Below are 21284 nucleotides of genomic sequence, written 5' to 3' on the forward strand. Positions count from 1 at the left end.
GTAATGTTGGTAAATAAAAGGCTGCAAGATAGATTTAACACTAATGCTTCCCTTGTGTATGTGGAAAAATGAGTGGAATTATCCTGTTGTGGCTACTACAAACTAAAATAATGGGCTAATTTGTATTTGTTGATTTTAATTTTTGCTTTGATACTAATTTAATACGAATGCTAGCAAATGAGATGGGTGTCACAGATCAAATAAAACAAATTGGGTAACAATATAGTCATCGATTGACACAAGACGACGCAAAGGAACATCAGATGAAGATCTTAGCGATTACAGCCTGTACCGCCGGTGTAGCCCACACCTATATGGCGGCCAAAAATCTAGAGAAGAAAGCCGCGGCCCGCGGTTGGCAAATCAAAGTGGAAAAGCAAGGAGCTAACGGCCTTGATGGTAAAATCACAGCACAAGACGTTGCGGAAGCGGACGGTATTATCTTCGCTACTGATGTTGGTGTGATTGAAGCTGAACGATTTGAGGGTCTCATCTCCGTTCAGGGTAAGGTAAAAGACGGCATTAAAAACGCCGATGATATGCTTGATGCCCTTGAAGAGAAAGTAAAAGCGGGAGGCTCTACAGCAAAAGCGATTGCCAGCGTAAACCAGTTTTCTGAAAGTGAGGAGAGCAACGATAACATCGTGGTTAACTTCCTGAAAACCTGGTACAAAGGCGCTCTTTCCGGCGTATCGCACATCATTCCTCTTGTTATTATTGGTGGTCTTTGTGTGGGTTTGCTTAACCTGTTCTTTGGCTACGATTACACCCACCTTTATGATGAAGCCATACTGACGGAATACACCGGAAAAACCTATGCTGACCTTGGTATTTTGAATGCCTCTGAAGGTCTGGCGAACAGTGAAATCGGAGCCATTAAGAAAGAGGTTTACGCAGCGATTGCAGAACCTGAGGCGAAAGCGAAATTTGAATCCTCTTTTCAGGGCATTGTCCACTTCCTTTACTACGGTACATTAAAAGCCTTTAACCCGTTACTGATATGTGTGCTTGCGGCATTCACTGCCTACGGTATGGTGGGTAAACCTGGTTTAGCTCCCGGCTTTGTCGGTGGTTATGTTGCTGTCGGTGGTGGTTTTGGCAAGATTTCAATAATGACAGGCGGTTTCCTTGGTGGCCTGGTTGCCGGTGCAGCCGCAGCGCTGTTTGTTATGCTGGTACGTCAGATTAAAGTTCCGCAGGTACTTGAGTCTGTCAAGATGATTATTATCACTCCGCTATTGGCTGGTATTGCCACCCTTATCTTTATGTACGCAGGCCCGGGTAAGTTCTTCGCGGTACTAAACACAGGTTTGGTTGACTGGCTGACTTCTATGGGTACCGGTAACCTGTTAGTTCTTGGCTTTATCCTTGGTGCAATGGCGTGTTTCGATATGGGCGGCCCGGTAAACAAAGCGGCTTATCTGTTCTGTATTGGTGTGGGTACCAGTGGCGAGTTTGCCGGTGATGCTTCTATCTTCTATGCGGCCTTTACTGCGGCTAAATGTATTCCGGGTATGTCTCTGGGTATTATGTCTGTTGTGTTTAAACGCTTCTTCGATAAAGAAGATCGCCTTGCGGGGCCTTCAACTGCGATTCTGGGCTTCTGTGGTATCACTGAAGGTGCAATTCCTTACGCTGTAAAAGATCCAATGCGTATTATCCCTGCTCAAATGATTGGTGGTGGTATTGCTGCCGGCCTGATTTTGTCTTCAAAAATAACCATTGGTACCGTCGCGGGTGGCGCAGTATTTATGCTGCCGGTAATCGGTAACCCGATGGAGTGGCTGGCTTACTTCTTAGTTGGTATCGCGGTTTCAATGGTGTTAACTATCGGCCTTAAGATGACCAGCAAAGAGAACAGGAAGCTGACAGAAGTGAATAGTTAATCTTTGTTACAAAAAATTTAAAGGTCTGGCTTTTGGGTCAGACCTTTTTCTATTTTACCTGTTGGTGCCCCTATTCAGGTTATTTCAAATCCCATTTCGCAACGATTTGTTCTGCACGTTGCAGCAGTTCAGTGCCGGCGGATGATTGAATAAAGGCAGCATTGTCCTGCACCTGCTCTACAGTGTAAGCACCGGCGATGACCGGGCCAACCTCTTGCTGGGCAACCAGCCAGTGAATGGCAAGATGTGCCAATGGTATACCTGCGTCATTTGCCAGACTTTTCAGCTCTTCAACACAGTTAAAGTAAGGTTCGAAGGCGTCTCCGTTTAGTTTGGGGTTGTTGCTGCGGTCATCATTTTTATCCCAGTTGCCAGAGCGCATAAGTGTGCCGGTCAGTAAGCCCTGCATCAGTGGTGAGTAGGGTAAGTACTTCAGATCATGCTGTTTACAGAAGGGCAGCGCTTCGTCTCGTGCACGGTATTGAAGGGGAATATTATGGTAGTGCTCAGGGTTTTGCTCTAACAGGTTATAGAGTCCCTGAAAGCTTGCCACTTCTACGCCCTCCATCATTTCACTGGTCATTTCCAGAGAATAGTTTGAGACACCAACATGCCTGATCTTGCCTTGTTTTTTCAGTTCTGAAAGCGCATCTGCCGTTTCTGCTATAGGTGTGTCCGGATCCGGCCAATGGATTTGATACAGATCGATATAGTCTGTCTGCAGGCGGCGAAGGGAGTCATCAATTTCTTTAAAAATATTGGCTCTGCTGGTGTCATTGCGCACTTCTTGTCGTTCATCTTGTGACCATGGCAGGCCAAACTTAGAGGCGATAATGATCTCTTCCCGCTTCTCTCCTTGCAGTGCCTGTCCCAATACGCTTTCAGCGTGGCCTTTGCCGTAAACAGGGGCAACATCAAAGAAGTTAATGCCCGTTTCGATAGCAGCCTTTATTGCCCGTTTTGACTGTTGATCGGAAACATTATTCCAGGTGCCGCCAATAGCCCAACAACCAAAGCCGACAGCGGATGCGTTAAGGTTTTTGATCTGCTTGTATATCACTTGTTACTCCCCCTATTGAGTAAAACCTGGCCGGTAACCCCTATCAGAATCGGCTAGAAAAAATGCTAACTCTTTGATAATGCCCTTGTTATAAATATTTTCCAGCCATTTTTAATTAGATAAACGCTGAGGCAGGGGTGGGTCACATTTTGTGCAAAGGAGCACAGGTTTACATCTGTCTCTTTGCCTGATGCTATTACGGTATTCATCTGAAAAACAGAATGATATTCTAACGGGTAAAATATGAGCTCAATAATAGCCAGACTATCATTATGAGCATGTTAATTTTCATGACACGGCACCTTATATGGCTAGTTTTCTCTCAAAAAGACGTTCGATTCTTGGTGTTAATATAAAAGTCAGGTTTTTGCTATATCTATTGATCTGGCCACTTTTTAATCTGGTTAATATTTCAATTGTTACTGCATCGGCTACCCAGATCTCCATTATTTTTATTGTTTCCGCTGCGATTAAAATTTGGTCGATATTTATTGTTTTCTTTATCCTTACAACAATAACTGAAAAGCTATTACAAGGAAGGGTAGTATTTAATAAGTTTATTTCTAATTTGATGATATATCTGATGCTGATTATATGTTCAGTCTTACTGTCAGATTTAACCATATACCTTTTGAAAAATCAGGAATATCCGGAGTTTCGGGTCGGTTTATTACTGTTTTTGATGTTACAGGTGGTTCTATATCTCACTATTCTTTATGTGATGGTTGAGAGAGAAAAGCAACTTGCTATGCGAATGAACATAAAGCTGATAGAGAGTGAAGCCTTAAGAGCGCAGAGTAATCCGCATTTTCTATTTAATACCCTGAATGTAATAGCGGCCGACGCGGTAACCTCACCACAGAGAAGTCAGCAGCTTATTTATGACTTATCAGACCTGCTAAGAAAAACCGTTGATATGTCGACAGATACACTCGTTCCGTTGTGCGAAGAGTTAGAAATAGTTCAACTCTATATGACCTTACAGCAAAGCAGGTATGAAGATAAGTTACACTATAAAGTAGAGTGTGACTCATCTTGTAATACGATGGCAGTACCACCGTTAATATTGCTTCCAATTATCGAAAATGCCATAACTCATGGAATAGCACCTTATGTAAATGACGGAAAGATTTGGGTTTCAATTAAAAAAATTGATGATGACTTGTATATTAAGGTTTCTGATAACGGCCCATCTTTTGATGATAAAAATATACGGTTAGGTACAGGGCTTAAAATAGTAACGGAAACCCTTAGGGTCTATTATCCTGATAATAGTTATTTTATGTTAGAATCTCTGCCTTCAGGTGGGTGCGTAACAGTGAAATTGCCTGCGAAAGTGTACAGCCCTCAAGAGATACAGAAACAGTTAAATTTATGGTCAGAAAAGTAATTATTGTAGATGATGAGCCTGCTGCGCGAAGACAACTTTCTGCTGTAGTTAAGCAAACAGGAGGGATGGAAATAGTCGGAGAAGCGGGTGATGCACATAGTGCGATTCAGCTGATTAATAATAAAAGGCCGGATATTGTTTTTCTTGATATTGAAATGCCGGGGGCTGATGGCTTTTCTGTCGCTGATTCAACAGACGATTACCCCTATCATCTGGTATTTTGCACGGCCTATCAGCAGTATGCATTGAATGCATTTTCTACAAGAGCGGTTGATTACCTGATGAAACCTGTCCGCCCGGAACGGCTTCAGCAATGCCTGAATAAAATAGCTAATATCAGACAGACTCTATTGAATGAAGCTCAGCTTAATAACGAAAGCCTTACTGTATCTGACGGCTCAAAAAACTATCTATTAAGCTGGAAGAGTATTGCTTATATTGAAGGTATCGGGCGCTACAGGCGGTTACATTTAACTAGGATTGGAGTAGAAGAGCACCAAGTTGAAACGATCGTAACGGATATGTCTCTGGATGATTTTTGCCAGAAGTTACCCGGGAACTATTTCATCAGAATTCACCGTAGTTATATCGTTAACATCAGCGATATTGTAATGACGGAAGTTATTAATAGACAAACGTATATTACGTTAAAGAGTTTTAATGATTTAAAGCTTCCTGTATCCAGGTCCCAGTTCCCTAACCTTAAATCACGTATTAATTTATAGTAGTTCGCCCGATTTTACAGGCGATCTACCGTACATAATTCGTTATTTTTTACCTAACCTGAACGGTATTGAGTTTTTCAGATAGTAAGCTGCAAGAACCTTATCCGCTGCTAAATCCAAGGCATGAAAAGAGGTGCCTGAACTCTCGCTTTTAAACTCTATACTTCCTTTTCCCGCGATTAAGTTGATTTTATCCGGAGCCCGGTTTGCCAGAGTAAGTATGCTTTTTCTTCGGTTTCTCTTCATCTCAATAACATTGCCAGAAAGAATATTCATTCTTGGTAATACAGAGAGTTGATCTATAAGTACTCTTTCTTCTTCGCTCATCTGATATCCATCAGTGTCGACAGATAAAATCATTTCCCTGTTATCTTCAGTAATCGCTTTACCTTCATATTTCGCAACGTTTCTTGAAAAAGAGATTTCTCCCATCGTTTTAGGGAACCCTAACCTGCGGATCCCTGCTCTGCGTGACTGTTCACTTGTTACCGGCATAAAAATACAGTGCCATATCTCTCTGCCCTGATACTTTGCTAATAAAAAGATGGAAGCTTCTTTATAGGGCTCTGTCCGGGCGTCCATTTTGTAGAAATCGGCAATAAATGCGTTGATATAGAGGTTGTCGGGCATATCAAACTCACTTGGGAGCAGTTCCCGGTAAGCTTCAGAATTTTTCGTTTCATAGTATAGAAATACACCGTCATTTTCATAATAGGTAAATCTGCGATCACTCTTTGTATCGGCAGCATAGCTAGATGTAACTGAGAAAAAACAATACATTAGAATAAGCCATAAACTCGAGGTTCTTTTCATTTTTTTATCCGGATAAATTTAAAGTATCAGATGAAAAATTATATGGCAGGCAAGGATAGCGTGCTGTTCCACTGATACACCAAATCGTGCATTTCATACATATCAGGGTATCTGGTTTCACTGCAAAGTGAGCTGTGCTCAGCAAAGAGCATTTTCAAATACATTATTCCCGCGTGTTAGCAAGTTGAACTGTATTACTTCCTTCTTGCTAATCAATCGACTGGCCAAAAAAAGATAATAGGCAGCCATGTATCCAAAGCCTGATTGTGTGCTTTTGCTCATTTCACACTGACGGCCTTAATTGATAAGTGGTGGTTTTATGCCTGATTTAAAAGCGAATACGTTAAAAAGATGGAGTCAAACTCTCGTCGTTCCATGTCTACTTTTTGCTTTAACTGCATGCGGTGGCGGTGAGTCCGGAACGGACTCTTCCGGTATACAGCACGAGCATGAAAATCAGGCTAATAAGTATGTCTCTGTTTATGCAGAGGACTTTTATAAAGTGGTTCAGAGCGATGAGCAGCAAGAAGTGCGGGTCGATATTACTGAAAAGGTAATGCGATCGGGTGGGGAGCCGATCGAAGTTATAGATATTGAGGTGCTCTCTTCCGATCCAAGTTGCCGTCCTCTGAACAGGGATAAAGCAGGCTTTAACATTGTTCCTGACCGAGCAATGGTGTGCGACTACCAATATACCGTGGGACTGGATGAAGCTTTTGTTAAGCGGCAACTGGTTGGTAAACAGAGTGGTATCAGCCGTGTTGTGATGGCCAAAGATGCCAATCAGGCGGAGCTGGTGCCTTTTGGAGTATCAGGTTATCAGGGCGAAACTTTGGTGATCAAAATTGCTGAACAACTGGCCGCTGCCGGTGACAAAACTGATCTAACGGACTATACCCTTACGAACGATTATGTTCTGATTCCCGAAGACAGCTCCTCAGATATAACGCTGGATATAGACAATAAAACGATTACATACAAACCGGATGTAAATTTCGAAGGTAACAAGCGTATCTTATATACGCTGAAAAACGGTGGTGGTAGCGTTAAGGCTGGTTCTGCAGTGGTCGCAGTATCAAAGAAAAGTGCACAAGGTATCACTATTCAGGACAAAATTGTTATCAGTAAGCCGGTTGCCCTTGATGGTACCAATATCGACATTACTCCTTATGTTACTGTTGAGAACAGTAGCGGTTTTCAGCTTATTCAGGTGGTCTCATTTGATGCAATAGTGGCACTCGCTGATAAATTTAACCCTGAGAATAAAAAATTTACCTTTAAAGCTGAACGTCCCGGGCATTACTATGTCAACGCGGTGGTAACCGATCATAAAGGCGGCTTTGATGCCGGGTTGATACGGATAACCGTTGGGCAGGATGCTGCGAGCCTATGGGAGCCTTATTATCATAACGGTTATGCTTATTCCGCCCCGCTGACAGAACAAGAGGCCAGTCAGGCAAACGTTGCTCATGATGGTTTCATTATTGACTTCGCTCATCCGGCAATCCCCGCAGTAGCCGTGTTTAAAAATAATAATGCTAAGTCCTACTGTGCCGATAAGGGTTCCCTGCCTACCGCTGAACTTCTGAAGTCCGTCTGGCAAAGTGATAAGAATAACCAGAAAAACTGGCCTTTATCCAGAGGCTATCTTGTTCAAGTGACTGATGACACTTTTGGCGTGGTCAGTTTATCGAATGGTCAGGATCTCGCTAGCGACGGTAAAGGCTACTATGTCACTTGCATGAAAAAAGTTGGCTACATACTTCAGGCAAGCGACGTCCTGATGAGTGGCAACATGATCACCAAGCTTTTATCTGACACCCAAGTAATCGGAACGGAAATCTATATTCCCAGTAGTATCAATGGGGTAGAGGTTAAAAGTATCGGAAGTCAGGCATTTGCCAACACAAGCCAATATGGTAAAGACTTAACCAGTCTGGTGATTGAAGAAGGTATAACATCAATCGGGTATTATACATTTGCCAGCAACGACCTGAAGAACCTAGTACTCCCCAATAGCTTAACCACTATTGGCGAAGGGGCTTTTGCGAACAACCAGTTAACCAGCCTGAGTATACCTAAAGACGCTAAAACGATTGGGTCGGGGGCATTTACAAACAACAAGTTGGCCAAGGTGACTTTTAATGATGGTCTGGAGACTATTGGCAAATATGCTTTTAATGTGAATCAGTTAACGGATGTTACCATCCCCGCAAGCGTTAAAAAGATTGATGATGGCGCATTCCAGAGTAATCAATTGGAAGGTGTAGAACTGAACGAAGGTTTAAACACCATCGGAGCCGCTGCATTTCGGCTTAACAAGTTAACCGATATAACCATTCCGAAAACCGTTTCAATTATTCGTCGGGGGGCTTTCAACAAAAACGAACTTGTGAGCGTGACGTTATCCGGAGCAATAAATAGGGTTGAAGCGGCAGTATTTGACGGCCATGACGCTTTGAGAAAAGTCACCGTTGTCGGAAAAAGTATTCTGGGAAAAGATCTCAAGAGAATGTTCACCCCCGCCGGCTGGGTGCTCTATCATAATGACGGAACTCCTGTTGATAATAACGACATGATTCAGGTTGGTGAAACGGTTTATTTCGGCCTGGAATATATCGGAACCTAGCGTATTGTATACAGTATAGAAAGTCTGAGCATTGCTCAGACGATTTTGTTTGATTGATAAATTGGTTTTACAATATAAATAATTGACGTAAATAAAAGTTACCAATAATAAAGTAACTACTAAATGCTGATATTGTAATATTTTTTGATAAATCAGTCGCAAATTATAATAAAGAGAAAATATATTCTTACACTTTGTCTTCTTTTAAATTCAAACGTCTAAGTGCTTGATATTTGAATGTGTTTTGTTTGGTTTTGTTGTTTTTTGATATTTGAAGTGTATCAATCCTAATTTAAGTTAATAGCAATATTTGCATTATTGTTTAAATTTAGGTTGTCGATGCTAATTTTGCTAAAAATAAAGATAATAGGATTATTTTGTGGAGCGAATGAGAAAGTGAATTCAATAAATTCCACAAATGATATTATCAACAAAAGAGTATTAATATGAAAAAGACAATGCTATCTGTAGCGGCTCTTACCGGACTGCTACCTTTTGGAGTGTTTGCAGCAGGTCCAGCGGCAAATACCGTAGATACAGCGAATGTAACCCTGACATGGGAGGCGACAATCCCGACAGTGGTTAATGGAAAGTGGATTACCATTACAGGAGAAGGGGGAGAGTCAATTGCTAGTGTCGGCCTGAACCTCAAAGCAAATGGTAGCTTTGAATCCGATCCAGTGAAGGTAGAAGTTCGTTATTGGGATGAAGCCACCAGCAAGGCGACTACCCCAGTTATGGTGGGCACGGAAACTGCCTCCGGCTCAGGTGTGGCACCCCAATCTATAAACTACCGTGTTAGTGCACCCGCATTTGTATCCCAAAAAGGCGTCGATCTTTCCAGAGTGGATGTCTTTATCTTAAAAAACGACAGAGTTATCAGACCTAACATGGTCAAAAAAGAGACAGATCCGGCGACTGCCTGGCAATCCACATGGAAAATCAGAAATGGTTTTGGTGGAGCTATGACTAATGTTATTGCCGGAGATGTTATTACTGCTACTTCCATACTGCGTATAGATGTTCCTTTCGTAACTAAATAAACCTGAAAAATGCGGTCTTTAACAGGCCGCATTAATTGCTTATGAAAAAGTTTTTTATTTTATCTCTGCTGTTGTTCTCTTTTCCCTTGTTATCGGCATGGATGACAGAGGATAAAAAACTATCTCTAACAGCAGTAATCGAAAACAAAAAGTTTTTTTCATACAGGATTACTGAGTTCAGGTTTGAAACGCCCGATTTGAGAGTAGATATTGATATGAACACGGGTCAGCTTGAACCGGTGAATACGCAGTTGATTGTCAGCACGGATATTCCGAGCATATTTGATGCCGGGTACAAAATAACACCGAGTTTTGTTGGTGGTGAATGTGTTGATCATGACGGAAAATTTACAAGCGCTGTTTATCCAAAGTACGTGTTGGGTGATCAGAAACTCGATTCCGGAGTAGAAGTAAAGTTTACTGATTTCTCAAAGGATAAAAATCATCTCTGGGTGAAGAAAAACTTTCTGGTCACATTTAATCACCGGGCAAACCTGAACAAAGACAAAAAATGTAGTGGGGCCATCGCACTGACTATCGGGCTGGACTTCTAAATGATGGCCTGTGTATCTCTTCCTAATACCGCAAGCAAGGGCTATCAGACTTTGGCGTTACTCTTACCAGTTTGGTTATTGTACTTTTTGAGTACACTCTTTACTTCTGCTGCTTATGCCGGCAAAAAGTTTATCCCTCCCGGCTTTGAACACTTTTATGAATACAAATCGACTCCGGTGATATTTGAACTTCCTAATAATGTCACGGTATCCATATCTGTTGTTGCCAACTTCGATGGCATAAAAACGGTTGAAGAGCCAGACAAGCTAAAACAGGCACTAGCCAGATCAGGCGTAGCTGAAGAGTATATTGAGGCCGTTTACCAATCAGTTGCCGATAGCTCTGTTTTCGGCCCGGTGTTATTCACCTATTACTACTCTTCACAACGAGCCAAGGTAGAAGTACCGGCAAGCTACTTGTCGGGAAATATCCTGAGTATCGGATTTACTCAGCTAGGTGAAGACCGCAGGGCGATTATTTCCACTAACCGCCTTTTTACTAACCACTACAAAAATGACAGTAATGCAACATTAAGCAACAACACGACTATAGGGTTTGGTCGTGCCCATGTTCATGCTGAAGCATCAGCCTATGCCAGTGATAACGCTAATAATGACGTTGAATTGGAGGAGTTCTCATATACCTATGACTTGGAAGGGCGTTCTTTAAAAGTATTCGAAACCCAAAGGGGAGATATTGCAGAAAACTCAACGTCAGGGTTTGACTTTACCCGTAATGATGAGGCTCTGGGAGTTACCTATTTCTCTAACGATAACCTGTTAATTAAACAGACTGGCAGCAGCAAAAAACTCTACTTTGATATGAAGGCCAAAGGCATTATCGAGGTACGCAGGGGAGAAAAGATAATCTATACCGACTCTGTCTCCAAGGGGCAACACAATGTCAGTTACCGTGATCTGCCAAGGGGTAACTATGATGTCACTATTGTATTGAAGCCGACCGGTTTCCCAGAAGAGTCCATCAGGAAAATCATACATAACAACAATTCTGAAACCTCTTTACGTGGCTACGACTATACAATGACAGCAATGCAATCAAGCAGAGAATGGGACAACAAGGAACATAAACAAAGCTATTTCGATCTGGGTATGACTTACTCCCTGCTTAGTGACAGGCTATTGATTGGCGGCAATTCTCAGTTTAATGGCAATAGTGTGTCGGCAGGTATCGGTGCCAAGTATTCGGACTCAGATTTTGCCTTAGGGGCTTATATCAATCACTTCAGAGATGGTTACCTTTTCAATAGCAGTCTTCAGTTTGATAACCTGCGCTTTGACTATCAAATGCTGCAAACCGGAAGTTCAGACACCCTAAGTCGCATTCGCTACGGAAACAATGATTATTTACAAGCTAGTGCGTCTTACTCGTCGGCTATATACAGCGGCACACTGAGTATTTTTGCTAACCGTTATATTGAGAAGAGCCGCACTCCGGGGTCAGCCCTGAGCAATTTCAATCTATCAGCCAGATATAACCAGCAGCTGTTCGAAAATGTGTTTTTTGATGTGGGTTACCGTTATCAGAAAAGTTTTATGGGTAGCTCTTTAGATGAACACGTCTTTTCATTGGGGATTCGAATCAACCTGAATGACAGTTTGTCGTTCTTTTCTGGTATAGATTATTCAGAACGTAGTCAAGTCAGGACAAATAGCAGTTTGCGTTACTCCCCCGAACAATTTGAAGTTAACGGGGTGAAGCTGTCTGGTGGAGCAGATGTGTCTCAGTATATTGACCGTACTGGCTCTCGGGTTGCTTACGGATTAAAAGGAAATGCCCATAACAACAAATTTAACGCCAATATCTATGCGAATGGTACTTCACAGGACTATCACAGTTTTTCTGCGGATATTGAATCTACAGCAATTATAACGTCGGATAGTGTTTACGCCTCAAGACAGAAAGCTCCCTCTTATCTGGCGGTTAGAAACGATAACTTTAATGCTAAGAAGCGTTACGATGATTTGGGCCTGATAAAGGTGCGTAAGAATGGTCTGAATGACAGTAGCAAGATCATCAAAGGTGACTATACCCTAGTGGGTCTTGACTCCTATAATGAGTACGGTTTTAAGCTTGATACTGAGTTAAGCGGCTATTCACACCGGCAAGTTGAACAATCTGATATGTTCAGTTATCCCGGTACCATTAAAGAACTCGTCACTACCTTTGATCAAATAGTATCGGTTCTGACCTTTTTTGAAGACTTCAATAACCAACCAATTAACAACGTCGATTGCCAGGGCTGTACATCTATCACTAAGGTTGGTGATGGTGTCTATAACGTTTCAGTACAAAAAGGTAAAAGGTTTCAGCTTTCGGCAAACGAACAGATTTGTGCCTTACATGAAAGCTATCTGGATAACAGATACGGTAAAAGCCAATGTTTCCCGCAAATTGAAGAAGACGAAACAGGCTTGCAGGCTGTAATTAAAGGTCTGGGTAACAAAGATGAACGTATCTATTATCTTGGATCATTTGATAGCAACGTTATCGAGAGATATAAGAGCAGCATGTCGGATATGGAAATTATACAGATATTGTTCAATGGCAATGATCACTATTTCGTAAAACTGATGTCCTTACAGGAGGGGGCTGCCTCCAATAACAAGCAAGTTATTCTTGAACTGCAAAACTATGCCTTATCAAACTCAGATTCCGATAAACTGACCCAGAACAGGTAACCTGATTATGAGAGTACTCACTTTATTTATCACCTTATTCGCCAGCTTTCTTTCTCACGCTGTGGCAGTAAGTAGCCTGTTTGAGGTTGCTAATGACCGGCACTTTGCTGATTTCTCTATTGCCAATAATGATGGCAAAGATATGTTTATTAATCTGGAAATCGCAAAAGTGAACTATGAAAATGGGAAAAAAGTGGTCACTAAAGTTAATAAAGATAACTTAGCGAGTTGGACATTTTCTGTTAATCCCAGCCAGATTATCCTTAAAGATGGGGAAACCCGTACCATCAGAATGCGAAATGATTGTGCAATGCAATCCTGCCGGTTTAGTGAAGATCAGGTTTATGTTGTGGATGTTAATCCATACCCCTATGTGAAAGATAGCGAAAGTTCAGCGGTTTCCGTTGCTTTTGGATACCGAATCTATTTTATGGACCCGGCTTCAGAGGTGGACCTGAATTACCAGCTTACCCGTATTAATAAGCGGGAGTTTAAGTTCAGTAATAACAGTAACACCATGTTAAATGCCGTTCTAAATACCTGCAAGAAAGGCTTTTCCAGCGATTGTATCTATCAGTACAAGCTTTTAGCCGGTGCTGAAAAGACATTTAAGCTGCCCGCTGAGTATGCAGAAAAGGAAACCATTACATTCAGAGTGATTAATGCAAATGAAAGTATTAATGAACAAGTATCTATATAGCCTGACGATTGTTGCTGTCGCCAGCTTATACACCCATGCTGTTTGTGCCTCTAACAATATAAGAGCAAAAATTGTTGGTGATGAGTTGGTCTGGATAACGGCAAACGAAATTGAAGATTATGTCCAACAGCTGATTTGGCAGCCGGCCAGTGTACTTAACTTATTTCCTACTTATGAGTGGACTCCAACTTTTCAGAAGAGCCCGCTAACCAGTATTATGTTTAGATCGGCGAAAGGAAATGAGGTAGAGGTATCGTTTGATCATATCGGAGTTCAGTTTATTGCAGGTAGTCACTTTACCGGACGACAAGTAAACTCCGTTGCCAACATATGTACTCATGTGAGCTCAAGAAACAACCAGTTTGAGTTTACCTTGCGGGAGCTGGAGGGTTCGTTATGCATGGCAAACTTAGACTTAAAAGCGAAAGCTAAATACCCGCCATTTGACTTTTATCGCAGCATATTTCAAATGAACAATATCGTTGAGGAGTTTAAAGGTGCACCTGCCGGATATTACTTCGCCGCTATCGATCTGCCGCTTACTTATTATATGAAATACGATACGGCGACAACTTATCAAACTTACAACACCAAAATTATTTTTTCCATTGATTATACTCCGTATTTTTTCGATGAAGTGACTGTTCTCGGAGACGGGACGTTTACTCTCGAATACGACACTTCAGATAATAGCGTTTCGGGAAAGACCACATATCACGTCAGGATCTCTGGGGAACTGGAACCGGGAGTTAAAATGGAGTTTGAATCTGCGAGAGATAAAAGTAAGTTTCACCTAATAGGGGCAAGTTCGTCCGATACCATTCCATATAACCTGTTATGCACCAAATGTGATAAAAAAAACGTAGTAGAAGCAGGAAATTTAAAGCAAAAAATATCAAAAATTTCTAACCCCGGTAAAGGTGTCGATTTCGATTTGGTTTTCTCTTTTGAAAACCTGAAGTACGGAACGGTTGGAGAAGGAAAGTACCAGGATATTGTAACCGTGCGCTTTGGACTGGATATGTAGACGAAATTCATTTATCTAGCTAGTAATAAACAAGGAGAACCTATTTAACTGGGTTCTCTTTTTTGTGTTTGAGATTCGTGCTCCCACGCTTAACTACGGCTGTGAGTTCCCTTTTTTCGGTGCTTACCAGACTCTGATTTCGTCATACCTAAGAGTTGTTTAATTGATGGATATAGTACACACCATTCAGCCCCTACTCTTAGTTTCGCTCCCTTCACTTTGTAAATCGCCTTTCTGGAAGAGGCTCTGATTCGACAATAGGTAATTGGTTCAGTTATACACTCCCGCGTATGAGTGTGAGGAAGGATTGAGGATAGTCATTTGGTTCTAAGGCTGAGTGGAACGCAAGTAATCACAAATAAGAAATAAGCAATCTTCAACTGAAATTGGGTTGTTTTTCAGTTAGTTTTATCGGTATAAAGTACTGTAAAACTAAAAGGATAATCCAATGAAATGGCTTTTAATTCTATTTAGCGTACTGAGCTTCAGTGCTAATGCTACTGACGTGGTGAAAATGAGTACCAGTAAAATCTGCCACACCAGCGATTCAGCCAGCTATAAAAGAACCAAGAACTTTACGGCTTTTGCCACACTAAATGAGTGTTTAGCCGCTGGTGGTAAGCGGCCAAAAAATCAGGCAAAACCCAAGCAGGCAAACAAGGTAAAAACGGGCAAATACGAGCGTAGTTACTTTGGCCATGGCTGGGCGGATCAAGACAAAGACTGCCAAAATACCCGGGCGGAAATTCTGATTGAGCAATCTATCGCATTAGTCAGCTATAAATCAGACGATCAATGTCTGGTGGAAAAAGGTAAGTGGGTTTCTCTGTTTACCGGAAAAACCATATACGATGCCAAAAAAGTTGATATCGACCATGTGGTGCCTCTGAAGTGGGCATGGGAGCGCGGTGCTGGCCAATGGAGTAAAGTAAAAAGAGTCGAGTTCGCTAATGATCCGGCCAACCTGATCAGTGTGGAAGCCTCCCTTAACCGGCAAAAAGGGGCAAAAGGGCCGGCCGAATGGCTACCACCAGATAACCAGTGCCAATATATTCTTAGGTTTAACCGAATCGTGAAGAAGTATCAGGTTATTGTTCCCCGCAAAGAAGCGGAACAGTTGGCCAGCCTGAAAGAGAGATACTGTAAATAAGCTTTTGTTACTCGAACCTGAAATGCGTAGGGGCAGATAGAAATATCGCCCCTATTTGGTTAGAAGTCACTCGTAGTTTTGGCAAACTTCATAGTTTACTTGTTGTAAACGTAAGTAGTTCAGGCACAGTCGAATGTAGTCAAACACATAGTTTCTCATGCGGAATACGACAAGCTCTGTAAACGCTACTCGAAGTCATAGGAGTTACTCATGTTTAATACAGCAAAGGTTAGTTCTTTAATGCAGGAACTTCAGGTTAGTATCCCTTTTCTTTCTGCTATTCATTCAGAAGAGGAGCACGAACAGGCGCTCGCGTTAGTGGAAGAGCTGATTGAAGACTACGATAACAACCTGACGCTTATCGAGTTACTCAGCCTTGCCATTGAACGGTATGAAGATTCGGCTCTTGAGTTTGAAAAGTTTAATAAAGTACAGGAGGGGCTGGATAGCGGTATCGCAATGTTGCGCGTTCTTATGGAGCAGCACGAGCTGAAAATGCACGATTTTGAAAATGAGATTGGAAAAAAGAGTCTTGTTTCTCAGATCCTTAACGGTAAAAAGAACCTAACCAAAAAACATATCGCAGCCTTATCCGAGCGGTTTGGTATAAATCCATCTCTGTTTTTCTGATTCCTGAACAACACAGCGAAGAACTTATTAAGCTTGTTAGAGGTTCTGGATTTAGAAGGCCGCTTTTACTGCGGCCGCTCTATCCTATTTCTATTTTTGCATTAAGGTAAACTTGGACAAAATGTTTTCCAGTGATTGAGCTTGCTGAGCAAGTTGCTCTGCGGCTGCGGCACTCTCATGAGCGATACCGCTGTTTTGCTGGGTCACTGTATCTATATCTGAAATGCCTTTATTGATCTCTTCTGCGCCGATGGCCTGTTCTCTGCAGGCGCTGGCGATCTCCGAGACAAGTTCGGCGGTCTGGTTAATGCCTTTAAAGATCTCTTCCAGACTTTGTTCTGTCTCTCTGGCAATCTGACTGCCGTTAGCGGTTTTGTCTACGGAGCTGGCGATAAGTTTCGAAGTCTGCTCTGCTGCCTTACTGCTTCGGGCTGCTAGTTCGCGCACTTCATCTGCCACCACTGCAAACCCGCGGCCTTGTTCTCCTGCACGGGCTGCTTCTATTGCGGCGTTCAACGCTAATAGGTTTGTTTGATCTGCGATATCGTCGATAGTGTTTATAAACTCAGAGATACTTTCACTCGCTTCAGAAATCTCACTCATAGCCTGAACCATACTGTTCATTTGAGACTTACCAGTATCAGCAATGTCGCGGGCATTCACTGTTAAAGTCTGAGCCTGTTCGGCATTACCGGCGTTGCTGTTGATTTGAGTGACGAGCTGGTTCAGGGAAGCAGAGATGCTTTCCAGACTTTGCGCCTGCTGAGTTGCCCCTTCAGATAAGCTATGGCTTGTTTCAGATACACTTCCGCTGCCCTGAGTGATTTCACTACTGACGTGTTGTGTCTCGGACAGGACATCATTTAAATTCTGGTTCATCTCTTTAAGGGCAACACCTAACAGGTCATCGTTTGAAGCTAATGTCACTTTATGATTTAGTTCACCAGCTGAGATGTTTTTCGCCAGATGAGCCTTGTCATCCAGAGATTTCACCATATTAAGCATTTCAGCGTAGATACCTTGTGCCTTAGCTCCGGACTTGTTAGCAACATTGAGCTTGCCCAGCGCAACAGATTTTACCATTTCGGCGATAAAAGTGGGTTCTCCACCCAGTACACCCATAACATGTTTAGTCAGAAACAGTGCAACAAAAACTCCGATAACTATCGCTATGATGGTACCAAGTGTAGAAACCAACAGAACGGTGTTTTCTGTGCTTTCCAGTAATGCCATCCGCTTGTTCATTAAGCTGCTTTCTCTCTCTTTAAAGAGCTTTATCTGCTCGCGGAACTTATCGAAATAGACTTTACCTTTGGCTTCTGCGACGGTATCTGCCATGTCATCCATCGTTTTTGCGTCACCAATGTCACGCCGGAGGGCAATCTGTTGTTCCACCACCTGGTTAATCCATTCATCAATAGTTTCTTTTGTCTCGGCTAATAAACTGACTTGTTGAGGGTTATCAGAGACCGTTTTGCTCAGTTGGCTGATAATGGTATAGAAATCTGATTTCCCCTGATTGAACGGTTGCAGAAAGTCTTCGTGACCGGCCAGCAAAAATCCCCGCATACCGGTTTCCATATTGACGGCGGCAAGCACTAAAGAGGTCGCCTCCCCAATCACCTTATAAGTGTGCTCAACCCAGTCGTTTAGCTGGCGGATCTCACTTAAATCGTTACTGCGACTCGCCTGAGCCTGACGCTGCTCCAGCAGGGTCTGCTCTCTGTCGATAAAAGTAGCCATCTGACGACGGAATTTATCAAAATAGACTTTACCTTTTGCCTGCCTGATCAAGGCCGCCATATCATTCATAGTCTGCGCATCGCCAATGTCTCTTCGCAGTTGGATGGTGGGCTGAGTGACGTTTGTCTGCCATTGTTGAATGGTGTTGCTAATATCATCAAGCAAACCGACTTGCTGTGGGTTATCTGATACCGTGTTGCGTAGTTTGCGGACAAGGGAGGTAAACCTTCCCCCCCCTTGATTATAAGGGGCCAGAAAGCTCTCTTTACCTGCCAACAGGAAGCCCCGCATACCCGTCTCCATATCCACAGCTGCAGCCTCAATACTGGACGCTTCAGCAAGAACATTGTGGGTGTGGTTAACCCATTTGAAATTGTTGTCGAGAGATTGAACGCTGAAGAATACTGTGGTGGTTACTATCAGCATTAAACCAAGAATCAACGCATAACTAGACAGCAATTTGCCTTTGAAACTAAGATTTATACTCATGTGATCTCTCCTAATAAAACCAAGTATTAGAAAATCGTTATTAACAAAAATATTAGTAAAGAATGAGTATTTAAATCCTACGTTGATCAAACTTTCACTATCTCTCAGAGTTTATTGTTCACAAGTTATTTTCCGGCCAAGTTGCCCTCCCTGTTTCTCTGCCTGTAACTATCTCTGCGCTAGTGAAACTCAAATACAGCCAGAATCTTGGCTAGCATAATTTGTCTGGAGAAACTTTGTTAGATAAATGAATAAGTTAAGCGTGAAGAGATTGAGTTAACAGGCTGAGGAGGCTGGGTAGACTATATATTTGCGGAAAAACCTTACCAATGTCAGGAGAAATAATTTCCTTAAAATGGCCGTGATGAGTAATATAATTCTATGTTCTGGTGAAGTTAGTGTGAATTTAGCAAAGGAATTCTCTCTCCAGGTAGGTAAATTATCTACACAGCCAATTAAAGAGATATCGATGATGCACAAAGACCATGACTGGATAAATAATGCGGTGCGTAAAATTGAAGCGGATTACCAACGTTCAGCCGACACCCATTTGATCAAACTTGACCTGCCTTGTATAGATGGCATTGATATCTACCTGAAAGATGAAAGCACACACCCTACGGGATCGTTAAAACACCGCCTTGCCCGTTCTCTGTTTCTTTTTGCTATCTGTAATGGCTGGGTTGGCCCGAAAACCACTATTATTGAGTCTTCGTCCGGCAGTACCGCGGTGTCAGAAGCCTACTTTGCCCGCTTACTCGGCTTGCCCTTTATTGCCGTGATGCCGAAAAGTACTGCACAACGTAAGATTGAGCAGATAGAGTTTTACGGAGGTAAAGCGCACCTTGTTGACCGTTCTGATCAGATCTATGCCGAGTCTCATCGTCTGGCGAAAGAGCTGAATGGTCACTATATGGATCAGTTTACTTATGCTGAGCGCGCAACAGACTGGCGTGGTAACAACAATATTGCTGATTCTATCTTTAGCCAGATGGCACTGGAAGAACATCCGGTTCCGGCTTGGGTTGTTATGAGCCCTGGCACCGGTGGCACATCTGCCACTATCGGCCGCTTTATCCGTTACCAAAAGCATGATACTAAGCTGTGTGTTGTCGATCCTGAACACTCAGTTTTTTACGACTACTATCAAAATGGCAATAGGGATATAACCTCAGATAAGGGCAGCCGAATTGAAGGAATAGGACGCCCCCGGGTGGAACCAAGCTTTATTGCCGGGGTGATTGATGAGATGCGAAAGATCCCCGATGCAGCCTCTATTGCAACAACTCTATGGCTGGAAAAAATCCTTGGTCGCCGGGTGGGAGCCTCAACAGGTACTAATGTTTATGGTGCGCTTCAGTTAGCCGCTGAAATGAAAAGCCGCGGTGAGACAGGTTCCATTGTTACCCTTCTGTGCGATAGTGGTGACCGTTACTTAGACACCTACTACAACCCTGAGTGGGTAAATAAGAATGTCGGTGATATACAGCCATATATGGACAAACTTGAGACTTTTGAAGGTGCAGGCCGTTTGTAGTACTAATGACCATCAGCAGCTAAGTATTATGGATAAAAGGATCCAGGTGAATATCTATAAGTCACTCGCAACTCTGATAAATATTAGCTCTCAAATGTTGCAACCCTAGATTGTTCATGCACAGTTTCTTGTGCGCTAAATTAAGAGCATGTGGCAACACTTGTTGACGCTTGCTAAATGAGTGGTTACACTTGTTGACAGGTCGGGGCAACATGTTCTTTAAAATTTGAGGTAGCGCAGCTTACGTTGTTTTCGGAGGAATTTCTTATTGGGTACTTACCATCAGAATAAGGAAATCAACCAAGCTATTGAAGAAGCTGTTAGTAATGGCTGGGAATGGTTTCCAAGTCCTAAAGGGCATTGTAAGGGACGCTTAAAATGCAAGTTAGGTCATACAGAACATATGTTCTCAGTATGGTCTACTCCTAAAAATATGGAGAATCATGCCAAAGATATCAGGCGTAAAACTTCCAAGTGCCCCTAAGGCTAATAATCACTATTAACTGGTGTTTATTTTGCTATCTCAAATTTATACCTCTTTAGAATCAGAGTAAGGGAGGAGACGTATGAGACACTACCACTTTCACCTAATCACTAATAAGACCGATGTTTTAACTGATGAGCAGTTGTTTGAGCTATCTGATCTGCTTTATGAAGCTGGTTGTGATGACGGGACTGTTGCTGTAATGAATGGAACTTTGTATGTAACGTTTGATAGAGAATCAAACAGCTATGAAAATGCAGTAATTAGCGCATTGAAAGATATTGAAAAGATAGATTTTTTACGTGTTGTGTCTGTCGATGCAGGAGAGTGGGTTGGGCTAACGGATGCGGCGATTTTATCCGGAATAACTAAATCAACACTATCACGTTATTCGAAAGGCAATCGTGGTTCCGGAGGGTTCCCTAGTCCAAAGCGTAAAATTGATAGCAAAAACCCTTTGTGGAAATGGTCTGAAATTGCTGCTTGGTTAAATGCTCATGGTAAGGCAAGTGAAGAACTTGCCAGAAGTGCAGAGTTTACTGAAACCATCAATGTATCTTTGCAGATGCGTAATGTTACTTTTTATCAGAACGCTAAAGAACTACTTGGCAAACTACACCAAGCCAGTTAACGAGATTTAATCAGGCCCGCATTTTCGATGATTATGCGGGTCTTGCATTGTCTATTGATGACAAAGAGGGTACTACCCGCTAATCATGCTCTC

16 protein-coding genes are annotated in these 21284 nt (G+C 42.4%); 13 read left to right on the top strand and 3 right to left on the bottom strand.

Annotated elements, in window-relative coordinates:
* The first annotated feature begins 263 nt into the window (after positions 1–263).
* Entirely contained in the window at positions 264–1886 is a 1623-nt protein-coding gene (locus PK654_RS17070) for a PTS fructose transporter subunit IIC (protein WP_271700207.1), read from the top strand.
* Between the two features lie 79 nt (positions 1887–1965).
* Here PK654_RS17070 and PK654_RS17075 read toward each other — a convergent pair whose 3' ends face one another.
* Positions 1966–2946 carry an aldo/keto reductase gene (locus PK654_RS17075; RefSeq protein ID WP_271700209.1) on the bottom strand — a complete coding sequence of 327 codons (981 nt, stop codon included), beginning with the start codon at positions 2944–2946 and terminating at the stop codon, positions 1966–1968.
* 307 nt (positions 2947–3253) lie between these two features.
* Between PK654_RS17075 and PK654_RS17080 the strand changes: the two genes are divergently transcribed.
* Positions 3254–4336 carry a sensor histidine kinase gene (locus PK654_RS17080; RefSeq protein WP_271700210.1) on the top strand — a complete coding sequence of 361 codons (1083 nt, stop codon included), beginning with the start codon at positions 3254–3256 and terminating at the stop codon, positions 4334–4336.
* Positions 4321–5061: a LytR/AlgR family response regulator transcription factor gene (locus PK654_RS17085; protein WP_271700211.1), complete on the top strand. Its 741-nt coding sequence runs from the start codon at positions 4321–4323 to the stop codon at positions 5059–5061. The genes PK654_RS17080 and PK654_RS17085 overlap by 16 nt, the downstream gene beginning before the upstream one ends.
* Positions 5062–5103: 42 nt before the next feature.
* Here the strand turns inward: PK654_RS17085 and PK654_RS17090 are convergent, their stop codons facing one another.
* Positions 5104–5874, bottom strand: a complete 771-nt coding sequence (locus tag PK654_RS17090) for an acetoacetate decarboxylase family protein (protein WP_333909668.1) — start codon at positions 5872–5874, stop codon at positions 5104–5106.
* Between the two features lie 319 nt (positions 5875–6193).
* Between PK654_RS17090 and PK654_RS17095 the strand changes: the two genes are divergently transcribed.
* From PK654_RS17095 to PK654_RS17130, 8 genes are all read left to right on the top strand, one after another.
* Complete coding sequence (locus tag PK654_RS17095; RefSeq protein WP_271700213.1) at positions 6194–8503, top strand: leucine-rich repeat domain-containing protein; 2310 nt, start codon at positions 6194–6196, stop codon at positions 8501–8503.
* A gap of 458 nt (positions 8504–8961) precedes the next feature.
* Positions 8962–9546, top strand: a complete 585-nt coding sequence (locus PK654_RS17100) for a hypothetical protein (protein ID WP_271700215.1) — start codon at positions 8962–8964, stop codon at positions 9544–9546.
* Between the two features lie 101 nt (positions 9547–9647).
* The gene (locus tag PK654_RS17105; protein WP_271700216.1) at positions 9648–10100 is read left to right on the top strand and encodes a hypothetical protein; all 453 of its coding nucleotides are present in this window, start codon (positions 9648–9650) and stop codon (positions 10098–10100) included.
* A gap of 87 nt (positions 10101–10187) precedes the next feature.
* Positions 10188–12800, top strand: coding sequence for a TcfC E-set like domain-containing protein (locus tag PK654_RS17110; protein WP_271700217.1), 2613 nt, complete (start codon positions 10188–10190; stop codon positions 12798–12800).
* Positions 12801–12807: 7 nt separating this feature from the next.
* The gene (locus PK654_RS17115) at positions 12808–13500 is read left to right on the top strand and encodes a pilus assembly protein (protein WP_271700219.1); all 693 of its coding nucleotides are present in this window, start codon (positions 12808–12810) and stop codon (positions 13498–13500) included.
* Positions 13463–14527, top strand: a complete 1065-nt coding sequence (locus PK654_RS17120) for a hypothetical protein (RefSeq protein ID WP_271700220.1) — start codon at positions 13463–13465, stop codon at positions 14525–14527. Before PK654_RS17115 ends, PK654_RS17120 begins: the two co-directional genes overlap by 38 nt.
* A gap of 448 nt (positions 14528–14975) precedes the next feature.
* Positions 14976–15677: an HNH endonuclease family protein gene (locus tag PK654_RS17125; protein ID WP_271700221.1), complete on the top strand. Its 702-nt coding sequence runs from the start codon at positions 14976–14978 to the stop codon at positions 15675–15677.
* A 210-nt stretch (positions 15678–15887) separates the two neighbouring features.
* Positions 15888–16307 (top strand): helix-turn-helix domain-containing protein, encoded by a 420-nt coding sequence (locus tag PK654_RS17130; RefSeq protein ID WP_271700222.1) that lies wholly within the window; start codon positions 15888–15890, stop codon positions 16305–16307.
* 90 nt (positions 16308–16397) lie between these two features.
* Here the strand turns inward: PK654_RS17130 and PK654_RS17135 are convergent, their stop codons facing one another.
* Positions 16398–18539, bottom strand: a complete 2142-nt coding sequence (locus PK654_RS17135; protein WP_271700224.1) for a CHASE3 domain-containing protein — start codon at positions 18537–18539, stop codon at positions 16398–16400.
* A 472-nt stretch (positions 18540–19011) separates the two neighbouring features.
* On the opposite strand from PK654_RS17135, the gene PK654_RS17140 reads away from it, so the two are divergent.
* Together PK654_RS17140 and PK654_RS17145 are read left to right on the top strand one after the other, a co-directional pair.
* Positions 19012–20076, top strand: a complete 1065-nt coding sequence (locus PK654_RS17140) for a PLP-dependent cysteine synthase family protein (RefSeq protein ID WP_271700711.1) — start codon at positions 19012–19014, stop codon at positions 20074–20076.
* 566 nt (positions 20077–20642) lie between these two features.
* Entirely contained in the window at positions 20643–21191 is a 549-nt protein-coding gene (locus PK654_RS17145) for a helix-turn-helix transcriptional regulator (protein WP_271700225.1), read from the top strand.
* Positions 21192–21284: the final 93 nt, after the last annotated feature.

This window comes from Vibrio sp. SCSIO 43137 (genome assembly GCF_028201475.1).
GTDB lineage: Bacteria > Pseudomonadota > Gammaproteobacteria > Enterobacterales > Vibrionaceae > Vibrio.

Coding starts and splice junctions, on each gene's coding strand:
- PK654_RS17070 (WP_271700207.1), top strand. CDS start 264: ATGAAGATCTTAGCGATTACAGCCTGTACCGCCGGTGTAGCCCACACC.
- PK654_RS17080 (WP_271700210.1), top strand. CDS start 3,254: ATGGCTAGTTTTCTCTCAAAAAGACGTTCGATTCTTGGTGTTAATATA.
- PK654_RS17085 (WP_271700211.1), top strand. CDS start 4,321: ATGGTCAGAAAAGTAATTATTGTAGATGATGAGCCTGCTGCGCGAAGA.
- PK654_RS17090 (WP_333909668.1), bottom strand. CDS start 5,874: ATGAAAAGAACCTCGAGTTTATGGCTTATTCTAATGTATTGTTTTTTC.
- PK654_RS17095 (WP_271700213.1), top strand. CDS start 6,194: ATGCCTGATTTAAAAGCGAATACGTTAAAAAGATGGAGTCAAACTCTC.
- PK654_RS17100 (WP_271700215.1), top strand. CDS start 8,962: ATGCTATCTGTAGCGGCTCTTACCGGACTGCTACCTTTTGGAGTGTTT.
- PK654_RS17105 (WP_271700216.1), top strand. CDS start 9,648: ATGACAGAGGATAAAAAACTATCTCTAACAGCAGTAATCGAAAACAAA.
- PK654_RS17115 (WP_271700219.1), top strand. CDS start 12,808: ATGAGAGTACTCACTTTATTTATCACCTTATTCGCCAGCTTTCTTTCT.
- PK654_RS17120 (WP_271700220.1), top strand. CDS start 13,463: ATGCAAATGAAAGTATTAATGAACAAGTATCTATATAGCCTGACGATT.
- PK654_RS17125 (WP_271700221.1), top strand. CDS start 14,976: ATGAAATGGCTTTTAATTCTATTTAGCGTACTGAGCTTCAGTGCTAAT.
- PK654_RS17130 (WP_271700222.1), top strand. CDS start 15,888: ATGTTTAATACAGCAAAGGTTAGTTCTTTAATGCAGGAACTTCAGGTT.
- PK654_RS17135 (WP_271700224.1), bottom strand. CDS start 18,539: ATGAGTATAAATCTTAGTTTCAAAGGCAAATTGCTGTCTAGTTATGCG.
- PK654_RS17140 (WP_271700711.1), top strand. CDS start 19,012: ATGCACAAAGACCATGACTGGATAAATAATGCGGTGCGTAAAATTGAA.
- PK654_RS17145 (WP_271700225.1), top strand. CDS start 20,643: ATGAGACACTACCACTTTCACCTAATCACTAATAAGACCGATGTTTTA.